The sequence below is a fragment of the Streptomyces saintjeani genome (assembly GCF_055409605.1).
Genome location: NZ_CP189624.1, coordinates 3,246,366 through 3,260,749, shown reverse-complemented (window position 1 = coordinate 3,260,749; position 14,384 = coordinate 3,246,366). Strand labels below are relative to the sequence as shown.

14 protein-coding genes are annotated in these 14,384 nt (G+C 70.6%); 6 read left to right on the top strand and 8 right to left on the bottom strand.

The window, feature by feature from the left end; translation table 11 throughout:
* The 3 genes from ACQCO7_RS14535 to ACQCO7_RS14525 all read right to left on the bottom strand — a co-directional run bounded on the left by ACQCO7_RS14535 (window position 1) and on the right by ACQCO7_RS14525 (window position 1,890).
* Window positions 1-684 (bottom strand): ABC transporter ATP-binding protein, encoded by a 684-nt coding sequence (locus ACQCO7_RS14535; RefSeq protein WP_464072232.1) that lies wholly within the window; start codon window positions 682-684, stop codon window positions 1-3.
* Complete coding sequence (locus ACQCO7_RS14530) at window positions 681-1,214, bottom strand: PadR family transcriptional regulator (protein ID WP_464072231.1); 534 nt, start codon at window positions 1,212-1,214, stop codon at window positions 681-683. The genes ACQCO7_RS14535 and ACQCO7_RS14530 overlap by 4 nt, the downstream gene beginning before the upstream one ends.
* 82 nt (window positions 1,215-1,296) lie before the next feature.
* Window positions 1,297-1,890, bottom strand: coding sequence for a class I SAM-dependent methyltransferase (locus ACQCO7_RS14525; protein WP_464072230.1), 594 nt, complete (start codon window positions 1,888-1,890; stop codon window positions 1,297-1,299).
* Between the two features lie 489 nt (window positions 1,891-2,379).
* On the opposite strand from ACQCO7_RS14525, the gene ACQCO7_RS14520 reads away from it, so the two are divergent.
* Window positions 2,380-3,285 carry a zinc-binding dehydrogenase gene (locus ACQCO7_RS14520; protein WP_464072229.1) on the top strand — a complete coding sequence of 302 codons (906 nt, stop codon included), beginning with the start codon at window positions 2,380-2,382 and terminating at the stop codon, window positions 3,283-3,285.
* Between the two features lie 24 nt (window positions 3,286-3,309).
* Here the strand turns inward: ACQCO7_RS14520 and ACQCO7_RS14515 are convergent, their stop codons facing one another.
* Window positions 3,310-3,711 (bottom strand): ATP-binding protein, encoded by a 402-nt coding sequence (locus ACQCO7_RS14515; RefSeq protein WP_464072228.1) that lies wholly within the window; start codon window positions 3,709-3,711, stop codon window positions 3,310-3,312.
* A 135-nt stretch (window positions 3,712-3,846) separates the two neighbouring features.
* On the opposite strand from ACQCO7_RS14515, the gene ACQCO7_RS14510 reads away from it, so the two are divergent.
* From ACQCO7_RS14510 to ACQCO7_RS14500, 3 genes are read left to right on the top strand one after another with little or no spacing between them, the layout of a single operon-like run.
* Window positions 3,847-4,728 carry a helix-turn-helix domain-containing protein gene (locus ACQCO7_RS14510; protein ID WP_464072227.1) on the top strand — a complete coding sequence of 294 codons (882 nt, stop codon included), beginning with the start codon at window positions 3,847-3,849 and terminating at the stop codon, window positions 4,726-4,728.
* A 6-nt stretch (window positions 4,729-4,734) separates the two neighbouring features.
* Window positions 4,735-4,908 carry a DUF397 domain-containing protein gene (locus ACQCO7_RS14505; protein ID WP_464072226.1) on the top strand — a complete coding sequence of 58 codons (174 nt, stop codon included), beginning with the start codon at window positions 4,735-4,737 and terminating at the stop codon, window positions 4,906-4,908.
* Window positions 4,909-4,949: 41 nt separating this feature from the next.
* Window positions 4,950-5,477, top strand: coding sequence for a GNAT family N-acetyltransferase (locus ACQCO7_RS14500; protein ID WP_464072225.1), 528 nt, complete (start codon window positions 4,950-4,952; stop codon window positions 5,475-5,477).
* Window positions 5,478-5,481: 4 nt separating this feature from the next.
* Here the strand turns inward: ACQCO7_RS14500 and ACQCO7_RS14495 are convergent, their stop codons facing one another.
* The 3 genes from ACQCO7_RS14495 to ACQCO7_RS14485 all read right to left on the bottom strand — a co-directional run bounded on the left by ACQCO7_RS14495 (window position 5,482) and on the right by ACQCO7_RS14485 (window position 9,114).
* Window positions 5,482-6,201, bottom strand: coding sequence for a hypothetical protein (locus tag ACQCO7_RS14495; protein WP_464072224.1), 720 nt, complete (start codon window positions 6,199-6,201; stop codon window positions 5,482-5,484).
* 19 nt (window positions 6,202-6,220) lie between these two features.
* Window positions 6,221-6,580 carry a hypothetical protein gene (locus ACQCO7_RS14490; RefSeq protein WP_464072223.1) on the bottom strand — a complete coding sequence of 120 codons (360 nt, stop codon included), beginning with the start codon at window positions 6,578-6,580 and terminating at the stop codon, window positions 6,221-6,223.
* Between the two features lie 305 nt (window positions 6,581-6,885).
* Window positions 6,886-9,114, bottom strand: coding sequence for an ATP-binding protein (locus ACQCO7_RS14485; protein ID WP_464072222.1), 2,229 nt, complete (start codon window positions 9,112-9,114; stop codon window positions 6,886-6,888).
* Window positions 9,115-9,533: 419 nt separating this feature from the next.
* Here ACQCO7_RS14485 and ACQCO7_RS14480 point away from each other — a divergent pair, with 419 nt between their 5' ends.
* The gene (locus ACQCO7_RS14480; RefSeq protein ID WP_464072221.1) at window positions 9,534-10,247 is read left to right on the top strand and encodes a DUF4232 domain-containing protein; all 714 of its coding nucleotides are present in this window, start codon (window positions 9,534-9,536) and stop codon (window positions 10,245-10,247) included.
* Here ACQCO7_RS14480 and ACQCO7_RS14475 read toward each other — a convergent pair.
* On the bottom strand, window positions 10,244-12,229 hold the full coding sequence (locus ACQCO7_RS14475; RefSeq protein ID WP_464072220.1) for a TerD family protein: 1,986 nt from the start codon (window positions 12,227-12,229) through the stop codon (window positions 10,244-10,246). The two genes, ACQCO7_RS14480 and ACQCO7_RS14475, sit on opposite strands and share 4 nt — an antisense overlap.
* 131 nt (window positions 12,230-12,360) lie before the next feature.
* On the opposite strand from ACQCO7_RS14475, the gene malQ reads away from it, so the two are divergent.
* The gene (malQ, locus tag ACQCO7_RS14470; RefSeq protein ID WP_464072219.1) at window positions 12,361-14,367 is read left to right on the top strand and encodes a 4-alpha-glucanotransferase; all 2,007 of its coding nucleotides are present in this window, start codon (window positions 12,361-12,363) and stop codon (window positions 14,365-14,367) included.
* The last annotated feature ends 17 nt before the right edge of the window (window positions 14,368-14,384 follow it).

Sequence of the window (14,384 nt, the reverse complement as noted above, 5' to 3'; positions counted from 1 at the left end):
TCACGCCGCCACCCCCGCCGTCGCGACCGCCCCGTCCGCCATCCGTACCTCTCTGTCCGCGTACGCCGCGACCTGTGCGTCATGCGTGACGAGGAGGACGGCCGTGTCGTTCTCGCGGGCCGTGCGGGTCAGGGCCGTCATGACCTGTTCGCCGGTGAGGGAGTCGAGGGCGCCGGTGGGCTCGTCGGCGAAGACGATGCGGGGGCCCGTGATCAACGCCCGCGCCAGCGCGACGCGTTGGTTCTGGCCGCCGCTCATCTCCCCCGGCCGCAGGGCCTCTTGGCCCAGCACCCCGAACCGCTCCAGCCACTCCCGCGCCTCGGACCAGGCGCTGTCCCGGCGCCGCCCGGCGAGCAGCAGCGGCAGTGCGACGTTGTCCAGCGCCGTCAACTCCGGGATGAGCTGGCCGAATTGGAAGACGATGCCGAACTCGGTACGCCGCAGCTCGCTCAACTCCCGTTCGCCGAGCCCGTCCAGCGCCTTCCCGGCGTACACGACCGACCCCCGGTCGGGCCGCACGATCCCCGAAAGGCAGTGCAGCAGCGTCGACTTGCCGCTCCCGCTGGCGCCCGTGACCGCGAGGACCTCGCCCGCGGCCAGCTTCAGCGAGGCGTCCCGCAGGGCGGGTGTCGCACCGTACGTCTTGCCCAGCCCGAGCCCCGACAGCAGCGCAGTGTCCGTCATCCGGCATCGACCTCCTCGGTGAGTGTGGTGAGCCGGGCCCCCGTGGTGGTCATCCAACGGAGGTCGGCGTCAAGGTGGTTGAGGGCGTAGTCCGCGGACAGCACGGTCGCGAGGTCCGCACCTCGCCCCGTCTTCAGGGCGGTGAGTTCCCGCATCCGGGCCATGTGCGCGGCGCGTTGAGCGGTGAGGTACGCGTCGGCGTCACCGCCGCTGAGGATCGCGACGACGACCTTCGCGAAGATCTCGTTGGCGACGAAGGGTGCGGGCGGGGCGACCTCGGCGGCCCACTCCGTGAGTTCCTTGCGCCCCTCCTCGGTGACCCGGTACATCGTCCGCTCCGGCCCCCCGTCCGACCCGGTCCCCTCGACCTCCGCGAGCCCGTCCCGGACGAGCCGCTGCAACGTCGTATAGACCTGCCCGTACGCCAGCGGGCGGGCCTGCGGGAACCGCTCGTCGTGGCGCCGCTTCAGGTCGTAGCCGTGGCTGGGGGCGGTGACGAGCAGGCCGAGGAGGATGTGGCGGGTGCTCATGGGGAGCAGTATGCACTACGTATATGTACTGAGTGAATAGCTGGCCGCGAACAAGCCCTCACCTGGGTGAGGGCCGGGTCGGTCAGGAGGGGACTGTGCCCACCAGGACGAACTCGTTGTACGGGAAGACCTTGCCGACGGGGCGGGCGAAGGGGAAGGAGTACGTGCGGGTGACGGTCACGCCCGCCGTTTCCGCGTGTTCGCGCAGGCCCGTGAAGTCGACGAAGCGGACGTGGGTGGCGTCCGTCTTGTAGCCCGCCTCCTGCGGGGTGATCAGGACGACCGAGCCGCCCGGTTTGATCAGGGGGAGGTATTGGTCGAGGATCTTGGCGCCCAGGTCCGCGTCCATGTGTTCCAGGACGTGCGCGCACAGGAGGCTGTCGAAGGAGCCGGGGCCGCAGTCGGGGGCCTCGGTGAGTTCCTCGGACGTGTACGCGGTCAGTCCGCGTTCCCGGCAGGTGGCGACCGAGTGGGGGTTGTGGTCGACGCCGACGCTCTCCGGGGAGCAGTTCAGGAGGTTGCGGCCGAGGCCGCAGCCGACGTCGAGGACCCGGCCGAGGTGGAGACGGCGGAGGTTCCAGCGGTACGGGGCCTGGGTGGGCAGGAAGCGTTTGATGCCGGACGTTTCCAGGCGGGTGAGGCGGCTGGTGTAGTCGGAGGAGCGCGTGTCGGGCATGGGCGACCGTCGTTCTCTCGCGGAGGCCGTGCGGGGGTGAGGACAGGCCACCGGGCGGCTGGTTGGTTGAAAATTAGTACGGAGATCATACTGTCGGCCTGCGCGAGGGGAAGGATTGGGCAGAGGCGTTTTCGGACAACATGGGTGACGAGGAGATAACGGCGAGGCCCGGCGAAGCCGTCGCTCAGGCCGGCATGAGATCCCCGGCCAAGGGGGAGTGGCTGGAGGCGGGGACGGCGCAGCGGTCGTAGACCGTCTTCGAGGCGTCTGCCGTCAGGTTCCGCCGAACGAGTGGCCCATGATGATCGGCTTCGTGGTGAGGGCGCCGAGGGGGTCATCCAGAGGCCGTGGATGAGTACGACGATGTCGGGGACTGTTGCTGGGTTACACGGGTGCGCCTGTGTGACAGGAAAGTGCCTTCTTCCGGCCGGTGCGGCAGTTGTTGATGATGGACCTTGTTGTAGATCGTTTTCCAAGGGGGAGCGTGTCATGGCTGTCCGTGCGCTTGTCGTCGATCCGTCCGTCGCTTCCGCCGTTCGGCTCGGTGAGGTGGCCGAACCGGTGGTGGGGGAGGGGCAGGTGGTGGTTCGGGTGTCCCATGTGGCCCTGAACTATGGGGACTTGAACGATGCCCGGTCGGGGCGGGTGCCGGTGGGGGGTGTGCTCGGGTCCGACCTCGTGGGGACCGTGGTGCGGAGTGCCGAGGAGGGGCCGGCTGTCGGTACGCGGGTTCTCGCGCTCGCGTCGGGTGCGTTCGCCGAGGAAGTCGCCGTCGATGTGGGGGCGTTGGCTGTTGTACCGGACGCTTTGGAGTCAAGTCTGGCTGTGGGGTTGCCGGTTGCCGGGGTCGCCGCGTTGCGGTCGTTGTGGGCGGCGGGGTTGGCGGCGGGCAAGCGGGTGCTGGTCACCGGCGCTTCTGGGGGAGTCGGGCGGTTCGCCCTGCAGCTCGCCGCGCGGGCCGGGGCGTACGTCATCGCGTCGGTGGGGTCGGCCGCGCGGGGGGAGGGGCTGGTCGGGGCCGACGAGGTGACGGTCGGGCTGGAGGGGGTCCGTGAGCCCGTCGACATCGTCATCGACAGCGTCGGGGGTACCCAACTCGTCGCCGCGTGGGCCTTGTTGGCGCCCGGCGGAAACATCCAGAGCGTCGGGTGGACGTCCGGCGAGCCCGCCGTCTTCCCTCCCTACGCCACCGTCGGCGCCGCCAAGTCCCTGTCCGCGTTCGTCATCGACAGCCCTGCGGGCGCCGACCTCGCGGCCCTCGCGGGGCTGGCGGCGGAGGGGGAGCTTGTTGCCGAGGTCGGGTGGCGGGGGTCCTGGGAGAGGTTCGACGAGGCGGCCGAGGCGTTGAAAGGGCGGCGGGTTGCGGGGAAGGCGGTGCTGGAGGTCGGGCGGTGAGGTTCTCGGTCTCGTCCTCGCCGTTCAGTTCGGGAGTTTCCACTCTGCCCAGACCGTCTTGCCGATGCCCTCTCGGGGGCCGTGGCCCCAGTCGTGGCACAGGGCGTTGACCAAGGTGAGGCCCCTGCCGAACTGTTCCGTGGGGATCGCTTCGCGGGGGGACGGGACGCGTTCCGGGCGGGGGTCGCTGACTTCCAGGCGGAGGGTGGTGTCGGTGGTGGTGAGGCGGACGAGGATGAGGTGGTCGCGGAGGCTGCCGTGGAGGATGGCGTTGGTGGTGAGTTCGCTGGTGACGAGGGCGACGTCGGGGGCGAGGGTGGGGTGGCCCCAGTCGGTGGTGAGTTGGGCGGTTCGGGTGCGGGCGCGGGTGACGTTGTGGGGGGTGGGGGTGTAGGTGCGTTCGTCTTCGTGGATGGGGTTGGTCATGGGGGCCTCCAGCTTGTGATCGCTTGAGCACCGAAGGTAGCGGCGCCCATATCTCCGCGCAATCGAACTGAAGAAGTTCTTCCTCAGAATCCGGAACTTGTCGACTGGGTGACAGCAGTGGGACACACTGTGCTCGTGACGAGATCGACTCAGCCCCGGAAAGGGCAGACCTCAACTGTTCTGGCGCGCAAGCTCGGTGGGGAGCTGCTGCGGCTGCGCGTCGCTGCGGGCAAGACGCAGACGCAGGCCGCCGAGTCCATCAACGCGACCGGCACGAAGGTCGTGAAGATGGAGCAGGGCTGGGTGCCGATGCGGGACCCGGACATTCGGGTGCTGTGTGAGGGGTACGGCTTGGAGGACCCCCAAGTCCTGGCTCGGTTGCTTGAGTTGGCGAAGCTGGACCGGGAGCGGCGTAAGGCCAGGGGGTGGTGGCGCAACACCGGCGTCGGTGACGGGCTGAGTGAGTACATCTCCATGGAGGATGTCGCCACCAGTATCCGAACCTGGCAGACCTCCCTGATTCCTGGGCTGTTCCAGACGGCCGCGTACACGCGGGCGTTGGGTGTTGCCGACCCTTCATGGAAGGACCCCGCCGAGATCGAGGCTGCGGCGCAGGTCAAGCAGAGGCGTCAGGGGCGCCTGCTGGGTGAGAACCCGGTCCAGTTCTACGCCGTGATCTGGGAAGCCGCGTTGCGGCAGCAGGTCGGTGGGCCCGAGGTCATGCGGGGCCAGATGGAGCGGCTGCTGGACGTCTCGGCGGCGCCCAACGTCCGTCTTCAGGTGCTCCCGTTCCGGAGCGGGGCGCATCCTGGTAGCTACGGCTCGTTCAGCATCCTCTCCTTCGCGGAGGAAGGGGCGCTCGACGTGGTTCAGAGTGACGGGCACACAGGCATGGTGTGGAGGGAAAATGCTGAGGACAGTGCCTATTTCAACGGTGTGTTCGACCGCACCGCTCGCCTCAGCCTGTCTCCGCATGACTCTGTCGCACTGATCGACAGCCTGTACAAGGGAAGTTGAACCACCGTGCACGATTTCCGGTTCGTGAAGTCCAGCTACAGCCAGATCGAAGGGGAGTGCGTCGAAGTCGCCCGCAACATCCCCCACACCATCGCCGTCCGCGACTCCAAAGCCCCCACCGGCCCCCACCTCCTCCTCACCCCCACCACCTGGCGCACTTTCACCACCTCCCTCCGCTAATCCAGTTGCCCCCCTCCAACCCGGCCCGATAAGAAGCTCACATGCTCAAAGGCGCCAGGATCGGGCTCCGAGCCCGGCACGAGGACGATCTCCCCCTCCTCCGTACCGAGCTCTTCAACGACGTGGTCAACTCCGCCCGCGCGGACGACCAACCCTGGCGTCCCCTCGGCCTCGACTCCAAGGAACCCGTCGTGGACGAGGGGACGGAGGACCGCGTCCCCTTCTCCGTCGTCGAGTTGGAGGGCGGCACACTGATCGGCGTGGCGAGCCTGTGGGACATCGACACCCACAACCGCTACGCCCACGTCGGCATCAGCCTGCTCCCGTCCGCCCGGGGCAAGGGGTACGGCACCGACGTCGTCGCCACCCTCTGCCACTACGCCTTCGTCGTCCGCAGCCTCCACCGCCTCCAGGTCGAGACCCTCGCGGACAACGACGCGATGCTGCGCGCGGCGGAGCGCAACGGCTTCGTACGCGAGGGTGTTCTCAAGTCCTCGGCGTGGGTGCTGGGGGAGTTCCTGGACGAGGTGATCCTCGGGCTGCTCGTCGAGGACTGGAAGAAGCGGTAGGTGCTCAGCTCGCGGACACGGTGATCACCGCAGACCCCTGTACCCCGGCGTTCCGCAGCGAGTTCACGACGAGTTCCGTGATCCACGCCGCCGCGTCCGGGGTCCATTCGGGGGCGGACGCGGTGAACGTCGTACCGGTGGCGTGGGTGATGCGCAGGTGGCCGATCGACCGCTCGGCGGCGTGGTCGAGCACCCGCGCCGGATCGAACTCGGCCCCCGGTTCCGTCGAGACGGTCACGGTGACGTCCGTCCTGGCCTGCGGGGCGGAGAGGGCGTACCAGTCCGCGTCCGTCCGGAGGTCCCAGAACGTGTCGGGGGCGAGGCGCAGGGGGACGTGGGAGCTGAGGGCGGTGAAGGTCAGGTGGCCCATGCGGTGCAGGGAGTCGACCATGACCCGGGTCATGGGGAGGATCGGGAGGTGCTGCCGGGTCATCCCGACCGTGGGGTAGACGGTCAGCCAGGCCACCCGCCGGTTCTGGCCGTCCTGTGACCAGTCGTTCCCGGCGTCGGCGTGGCCCCAGCGGGTGCCCGCGAGGTCGCTCATGCCACCGATGTACGCGCTGCTCCAGCCGTACGAGGCGGCTCGTTTGATGACGAGGCTGAAGAGGTCCTCGTCGAGGTCGTGGTCGACGCTGACCTCGCCGATCCAGTCGTGCTGTCGGAACACCCCGTAGACCTCGACGGTCATGACGGCGCTCTGTCCTTCGGCGATGTCGTCTTCCACGAGGTGCTCCTCCGGATGGTCAGCCGCCGCAGGTGAACGTCTGAGCGGGGGTTTCCAGCTTGTTCGGCGAGTCGGCGACGCCGATGATGTCGACGTCCACTCTGCTACGCCACGTGGTCCTCGCCGTGCCCGTACAGGTCTTGCGGACATTGGCGCGGCGCGCGCTGCCCCCGCCCTGTTTCACGGTCTTCGCGCCTGTGGTTACGGTCCTCCAGCTACCGCTCCGCTCTTTGATCTGAAGTTGCACCGTGACTTTGGCCTTGAGGTTTCCGGATTCGGTGTCGGTCCACCAACCGTGGGCGGACATGGTCGGCGGCGGGGTGCTGGAGAAGTGGACCTTGTCGCCCACGGTCATGAAGACGCCGACCGGGTCTGCCATGCGGCTCTCCGACGGCGACGGCGTCGGCCCCTCGGCCCAGGCGGGGGAAGGCCACGAGGTCAGTCCAGCGACGAGGACGACGGTCAGGGCCGTAACGGCAAGTGGCTTGGCACGCAAGGACACACACCTCCGAGGAGCGGGACGCCTCTGTCGGCCTTGATCCTTCCCTCGGTATCCGGGGCCACCTCGGCGGACTCAGAACGTCAGCCTGACGAGTGACGCCGCCTACGTCGCCCTCCGACCCCCGGTCAGGTGAACCGTCTCGGTCATCGTCCGTACGTGAAGTCCCGTCTGTGCGGCGACCATTACGCCCTGTCCAGCGCGGCCAGCGCCTCCGCCGCCTCGGCCTGCCGGGGGCTCCGCATCGCCGCGAGCGCGTCCCGCGCCGTACGCAGCGCCTCCCGCGCCTCGGGGTGACCCGTCGCGCCCAGCACCCGGCCCAGATCGAGCCGCGCCTGCTCCGACCACGCCGGCATCTGCGCCTCGTCGAACGCCGCCAGCGCCTGCCGCAACGGCGCCTCCGCCTCGTACCAACGCTCCAGCGCCGCAAGGTCGTTGCCGATCTGCTGGCGGGCGACGGCGTGGTACGTGGCCATGACCTCGGCCGTACGGCCGGGGACCCCGGCGCGGCAGATCCGTTCGCTGCGGCGGTGGACGTCGAGGGCCTCGGCGGGGCGGCCGGTCTGGCGCAGGAGTGTGCCGAGGGCGTTGAGGAGGCTCAGTTCGGCCAGCCTGGCCTGCGGGGACTCCTGCGGGGCGAGGCAGCCGGTCGCCTCCCGCAGGCGCTCCTCCGCCTCGTCCACCCGGCCCAGCCGGTGCAGGCCGCCCGCCATGTAGCCGAGCGCCCAGCCCTGTTGGAGCCCGTCCCCGCACTCGCGGGCCGCCGCCAGCGCCTCGACGGCGGCGGGGAGCGCGGCGCGCGGGTCGTGCACGCAGAGGTTGTACGCCCACGCCAGGTAGTTGAGGTGGACGGCCTCCTCCTGCCTGCTGCCCAGCAGGCGCGCTGAGTTGGACGAGAGCAGGAAGACCTCCACCCACTGCTCCCAGTGCTGGTTGAGGTCGGAGAACCAGTGCATCGCCCTTGCCGCGTCCAGGACTTGGCGGTGCCGGCCCGTTTCGTGCGCCCGGTGCAGCGCGGCCAGCCACTGTGCGCGTTCGGCCTCCAGCCAGGCGCGGGCCTCTTCGCGGCCGGTGGGCGCGCTGTCCGGGTCGGGGTCGCCCTCCGAGGTCCGCTCGTGGTCAACGTCGAAGTGCAGCGCGGCTGTTGTGGCCCGGCGCAGCATCCAGTCCGCCGTACGGTCCAGGGCTTCGGCGGTGTCCTCGGACTCCGTCAGTTCCGCGGCGTACAGCTTGAGGAGGTCGTGGAAGCGGTAGCGCTCGGCGACGGGGTCGCTCTGGAGGAGGCCCGCGTCGGTCAACTCCTCGGCGCGGGCCGCCGTTTCGTCGTACGGCAGGCCCGCCAGGAGCGCGGCCGTCTCGGGGCTGAAGTCGCCTCCGGCGGCCAGCGCGGAGCGCCGTAGCAACGTCCTTGAGGCGGGCGGGAGTTGGCGGTACGAGAGTTCGAACGCGGCCCGTACGCGCAGGCTTCCGGCCTGGAGGGCGTCCAGTCTGCGGCCCTCGGCCTTGAGACGGGTGGCGAGTTTGGCCAGGCGTTCGTGCGGGCGGGACGCGAGGCGTTGACCCGCGATGCGGACGGCCAGGGGGAGGTGGCCGCAGAGGTCGGCCAGGTCCCGGGCGGCCTGCGCCTCCGCCCGTACCCGGTCCGTGCCGATGATGCGGGTCAGCAGTTCCACCGCCTCCTCGCGGCGCAGCAGCGACAGGTCCGTGCGGTGGACCGACTCCAGGCCCGCGAGGGCGTGGCGGCTGGTGACGATGGTCAGGCCGGTGCCGGGGAGGAGGGGGGCCACCTGGGCCTCGTCGATCGCGTTGTCCAGCAGGAGGAGCCGGTTGCCGGCCAGTGATCGCCAGAGGGCCGCGCGGTCCTCGGTCGTGGACGGGATGTCCGCCACGCCCAGCGCTTTGAGCAGGCGGGCCAGCGCGTCCCTCGGGGTGGTCGGGGCGGGGGTCATGCCGTGGAGGTCCAGGGCGAACTGGCCGTCCGGGTAGTGCGGGGCCAGGTGGTGGGCGGCGTGTACCGCGAACGCCGTTTTGCCCAGGCCGGGTTGGCCGGAGACGACGGTGACCTGGGGGCGGGTGGCCGCGAGTTGGGCCAGGGCCGGGGCGCGTGCGGTGAAGTCCTGGATGTCACGGGGGAGGGAGAGGGGGGCGGCCGAGGGCCTGGTCGTTCGGGGGCGTCCGGCGGCGGCGGACTTCTCCAGGCTCGCCGTCTCGGTGTCGTCCAGGTTCAGGGCTTCGGCCAGGGCTTGCACGGTTTGGCGCTGCGGGCCCCGGGTACGGCCGCGCTCCATGTCGGCCAGCGCTCTGACGCTCACGCCTGCCGCGTTCGCCAGGGCTTCCTGGCTGAGGCCGGCTTCGGTGCGGAGGGTGCGCAGCCGCTGGGCGAAGTCTCCTGCGGGAGGTGTGCTGGCGCGCACCGTTGGTGTCTCCGATCGTGCGGGTCGTCCGGCTTGTCCGGGTCGGTCGGGTGGGCCGGCTCGTCCGGCTTGTGCCGGTGCGGGCCTCCGGCAGAAGTATGACGGACGTAGTTCTGCCGGATGAACTGCCTGGTGGGAGGGGGGATGGGGGTGGTCGACTTGAGGAGGACACGGGGCGTAGCTCCCAGGTATGGGGTGGCGTCCCCGGCGGGCGGCTGCGGGAGCGAGGTCCGTGTGGGGCGGGGAGCGGCGCCGGTGCGGGGAAGCGCGCCGGTCGCTCGCCGCCCGCACGTCGCGCTTCCGCAGCCGCCGACCTGCCGCAGGCCGCCTTCCACCGCCGTCGGCCGACCACAACCGACCTCAGCGAAAAGGCCGGTGGCATCGAGCCACGGCCCACTACCACCTACGGGGAACCTCTGATGAACACCGCACTGCACCGCTCCACGCTGCTCGCCCTCGCGGGCACGGCCCTCACCCTCTCCCTCACCGCCTGCCAGAGCGGCACGGGCACCGAGTCCTCGGCGGCGTCGCCCGAGGTCACGGTGGCGTCGACGCCGGTGGCGGGCACGTCTACGGCGGACAAGACGACGGATGCGGCGGGTACGACGGGTGCGTCCGGTACGTCCGGCTCCGGCTCGGGCTCGGGCTCGGCGAAGGCTGCGGGCTCCAACGGCTCGGCGGGCTCCGGGAGTTCGACCGGCGACAAGGCGGCGACGCCGACGTGCACCGCAGCCGACGTACGGATCACCGCCGCCCTCCAGGACGGCCCGCCCTACACCCACATCGTCCTGACCGCGAAGAACACGAGCCGGAACTCCTGCCGCCTGGCGGGCTTCCCGCGTGTCCAGTTCCTGGAGAGCCACAAGCAGGACGTCCCGGCCGTCGCGAAGAGCAAGCCGGCCACCCCGGTCGTGCTGGCGGCCGGCGCTCCCGCCTACGCCCTCGTGAAGCTGTCGGACGGCGGCGTCGACGAGGACAACGAACCCGTCTCGGCGTTCCAGGTCATGCTGGAGGGCGACTCCACGGTCATCACCGTCTCCGCGCCCGGCAAGGACGGCATCGCCGTCGACCCGGCGAAGGCGCTCACCGGGTACTGGACGTACGAACTCCGCAACGGGGCCGACGACTTCTAGGACCGGTTCAGGTTCACGACGACGCTCGTGTGAAAACGGTTCACGGCGTCGTCCACGCTGCGGATGAACCCCGACTCCGCGTTGCCCCGGCTGCTGCCCATGCTCTTGAGCAGGGAGAGGCGGAAGCCGGTGATGCGGGTGTCGGGGTTCTTCGGGAGGAGGTCCGCCGGTTCGGGGCGGAGGCGTTCGAGGGTGCCGCGCGGGCCGCCGGTGCCGTCCTCGACGAGGGTCTCGACGTGGAGGTCGGCGGGGGCCTCGGAGAGGCGGCGGATCAGGCGTTTGGCCCAGGTGAGGGGGTATCCCTGGTCCGGCGCCGGGATCTCGATCGACGTACGCAGTCTCGCCGTACGGAGATCCGCGCCGACCGCGAGGATGCCGGGCGCGCCTTCGATCCGGAGTTCCGCCAACAGCCGTCCGTCCATGCAGAGTTGGTCGGCGAGGCGGCTGCGGCGTTCCTTCGGGTCGGCGCCGCGTTTCGCGCGCTGGACCGGCAGGACCTTCTGGCCGAGTTCACCGCCGAGGCTGAGACAGAGCTGACGGACCAGGCGCTCCCAGCTCTCCACGACGTCCAGTGCGCGCGGGTCGCCCGCGCACAAGGTCTCGTCGTCGATGCCGTTGCGTACGGGGACCCAGGCCGCGCCCATATTCTGGAAGCCGTGGCAGCCGGAGTTCTCGTGCCGCAGGTAGTGCAGGAGTTCCAGGAGCAGCCAGGCGTGCGCCTTGTCGCCGACTCCCTCGTGGCGGATCAACATCTGGGCCTGGTACGCGACTTCGGCCCAGGACAGGTGCCAGAGGGCGACCTTGTGCTTACGGCGGCCGTCGACCTTGACGTCGACGAGGGGGCTGCCTTCGAGCGCGACGTCGTTCGACAGGGTGATGACGGCCTCGTACCCGCGCCGCGCGGCGATGTCCATGTACGCCTGCACCTGCTCGGACTTGAGGGCGTTGCCGTTGGTCTTCGTCTCGACGAGGGCGGTCCAGAGTTTCCCGGCGCGCTCGACGCGGATGACTCCGTCGGGGCGCCTCGGGGTGTCGCCGTGGGGGAGCGAGACCTCGGTGAACGTCTCCATGCGGCCTGCCGGGGCACCGAACGCGGCGGTCAACCTGCGGCCGAACTCCGGTACTTGGGCCATGACCGAGAGGAGGACGGAGGTCGCGCGGGTCTCGCGGTCCCGGTCGCTCTTGAGGGCGGAGGCGGGGAAGAGGCGGGACTGACGCCAACTGTCGTTCTCCGCGAGGGATTTCTTCGGGGTCCTGGGGACGGTGACTTTCTTCTTCGCGGTCCGGGGACGTGCGGGTTTTTTCGGGGCCGTCTCTTCTCCGGCTGGTGCGCGGGGAGTTGGGACGAGGGCCAACGCCGTTTCGTGCGGGGGGCCTTGACGGGTTTCCGGCGAGGTTTCTTGCGGGCTCTCCTGCTGGTCCGGTGATTCGCCCGCGTCGTCCTCGATGTCGACGCCGAAGTCCGTCGCCAGGCCCGCGAGTCCGGCGTCGTAGCCCTGCCCGACCGCGCGGAACTTCCACTCCTCGCCCCGCCGGTACAGCTCCCCGAAGATGATCGCGCTGACCGCGCCCGCGTCCTCGACGGCGAACCCGACGAGCGCCTCCCCGCTCCCGTCGGCCAGCGTCACCTTGAGGTCCTCCAACTCGCCGAAGCCCGCCGCCCCGTAGCGGCTCGCGGCCACGACGATCCGCTCGACCTCCGGCGGGACCACGGTCAGGTCGAAGCTGATCCGGTCCTCGTCACCGCTGTCGGTCGGCGTCTTGCCGAGCATCTGCACGCTGCCGTCGGCGGCGACGGGGTTGTTGTAGAAGTAGAAGTCCCCGTCGCTGCGCACCTTTCCGTTCTCGTCCAGCAGCAGCACCGACACATCCGCGTCCCCCTCGCCCGTCGGGCTCACCCAGCTCAGGCTCACGATCACCGAACCGGCGCTCTCGCTCAACGCCGCCAGCGCGACGTTCGACCCTTTGGTCATCTCCCTCATGTAACCCCCCAGGTGTGACGTACGGCACAAGTAGAGACTGTAGTGGGCGTTGTGCGGAGTTGAGGGGGCGTCTGTGAAGTACGTACGGGGTAGTGCTGGGATGACCCGTCCCGCCCGCCGAGGAGGTCTCCGTGGCCGATCAGGAACTGGCACAGCTTGCCGAGTTGTACGGGGTCGCTCCGTCGTTCAGCCCGGGGCCGGGGAGGGTGGTCGAGGCGTCGGACACCGCGTTGGTGCGGGTGCTGGGCGCGTTGGGGGTCGAGGCCGGGAGTCCGGAGGCCGTGCGGGAGGGGATTCGGGAGCGGCGGCGGATGCTGGGGGAGCGGGTGGTGGCGCCGACGCTCGTGCGGTGGATGGGCGGGGCGGCGCCGGAGTTGCCGGAGGGGAGTGTGGTGCGGGTCGTCACCGAGGAGGGGCGGATCCGGGACGGGCTGGAGGAACTGCCGCCCGGGGTACACGAGTTGAGCGTCACCGTGCCCGACGGGCGTACCGGCACGGCTCAACTCGTCGTCGCGCCCGCACGGTTGCCCGCGCTCGGCTCACGGTCGTACGGGATTCTCGTCCAGCTCTATTCGCTGCTCTCCCGGCGGTCGTGGGGCATGGGGGACCTCGGGGATCTGCGGGAGCTGGTGGAGTGGGCCGGGCGGGGGCTCGGGGCGGGATTCGTGCAGGTCAACCCGTTGCATGCGGCCGTGCCGGGACCGCCCACCGACCCTTCGCCGTACCGGCCGTCGTCCCGGCGGTTCCCCGATCCGGTGTATCTGCGGGTCGAGGAGATTCCCGAGTTCGCCTACGTCGACGGCGCCGCGCTCCAGTCCCGAGGTGCCGCGCTGCGGCAAGACGTCCTGGAGAAAGGTGAGTTGATCGACCGGGACGCCGTGTGGGCGTTGAAACGCGAGGCGTTGGAGGCCGTCGTCGCCGTTCCGCTCGGGCCGGGCCGTCGGGCCGTGTACTGCGACTTCCTCGCCGAGCAGGGGCAGGCGCTGGAGGACCACGCGACGTGGTGCGCGCTGGCGGAGGTGTACGGGGCCGACTGGACGCGGTGGCCGGCGGGGCTGCGCGACCCCCGGTCCGACGAAACCGCCCGTGCGCGGCTGGAGTTGATGCGGCGGGTCGACTTCCACTGCCGGATCGCCTGGTACACGGACGCTCAACTCGGCGCCGTGCAGCGGGAGTCGGGGATGGCGCTCGGCGTCGTCCACGATCTCGCGGTCGGTGTGCATCCGGGCGGCGCCGACGCCTGGGCCCAACAGGACTTCTTCGCCCGGGAGATGTCGGTCGGCGCGCCCCCCGACGCCTTCAACTCCCTCGGCCAGGACTGGGGGTTGCCGCCGTGGCGCCCGGACCGGCTCGCGGAGGCGGGGTACCGGCCGTTCCGGGAGCTGCTGCGGGGGCTGTTCCGGTACGCGGGGGCGCTCAGGATCGACCACGTGATGGGGTTGTTCCGGCTGTGGTGGGTGCCGGAGGGGGAGGCGCCGGTGGATGGCGCGTACGTCCGGTACGACGCGGAGGCGATGCTCGCGGTGCTGGTGCTGGAGGCTTCGCGGGCGGGGGCGGTGGTGATCGGCGAGGACCTCGGGACCGTCGAGCCGGGTGTGCGGGAGACCTTGCGGGAACGGGGGGTGCTCGGGACGTCCGTCCTGTGGTTCGAGCGGGACTGGGACGGGGACGGGCGGCCGATCCCGGCGGAACGCTGGCGCGCCGACTGCCTCGCCACGGCCACGACGCACGACCTGCCGTCGACCGCCGCTCGCCTCAGCGGGGAACATGTCGAACTCCGGGAGCGGCTGGGGCTGTCGGACGGGCCGCTGGAGGGGGAGCGGGCGGCGGCTGCGGCTGATGTGCGGGAGTGGCTGGAGGTGATCGGTGGGGGTGGTGGCGACGAGGAGTCCCAAGTCCAGGCGGTGTACCGGTACTTGATGCGTACGCCCGCCTCGCTGGTCGGCGTGTGGCTGCCGGACGCGGTCGGGGACCGGCGTCCGCAGAACCTGCCGGGGACGTGGGACCAGTATCCGAACTGGCGGCTGCCGGTCGCGGACGGGGAGGGGAGGCCGGTGAGCCTGGAGGAGCTGGCGGGGTCGGCTCGGGCGCACGGGTTGTTCGAGGCGCTGCGGTCGGGCGAGGGAGGGGGTGGGTGAGCGGGGGTGGCTCGGAG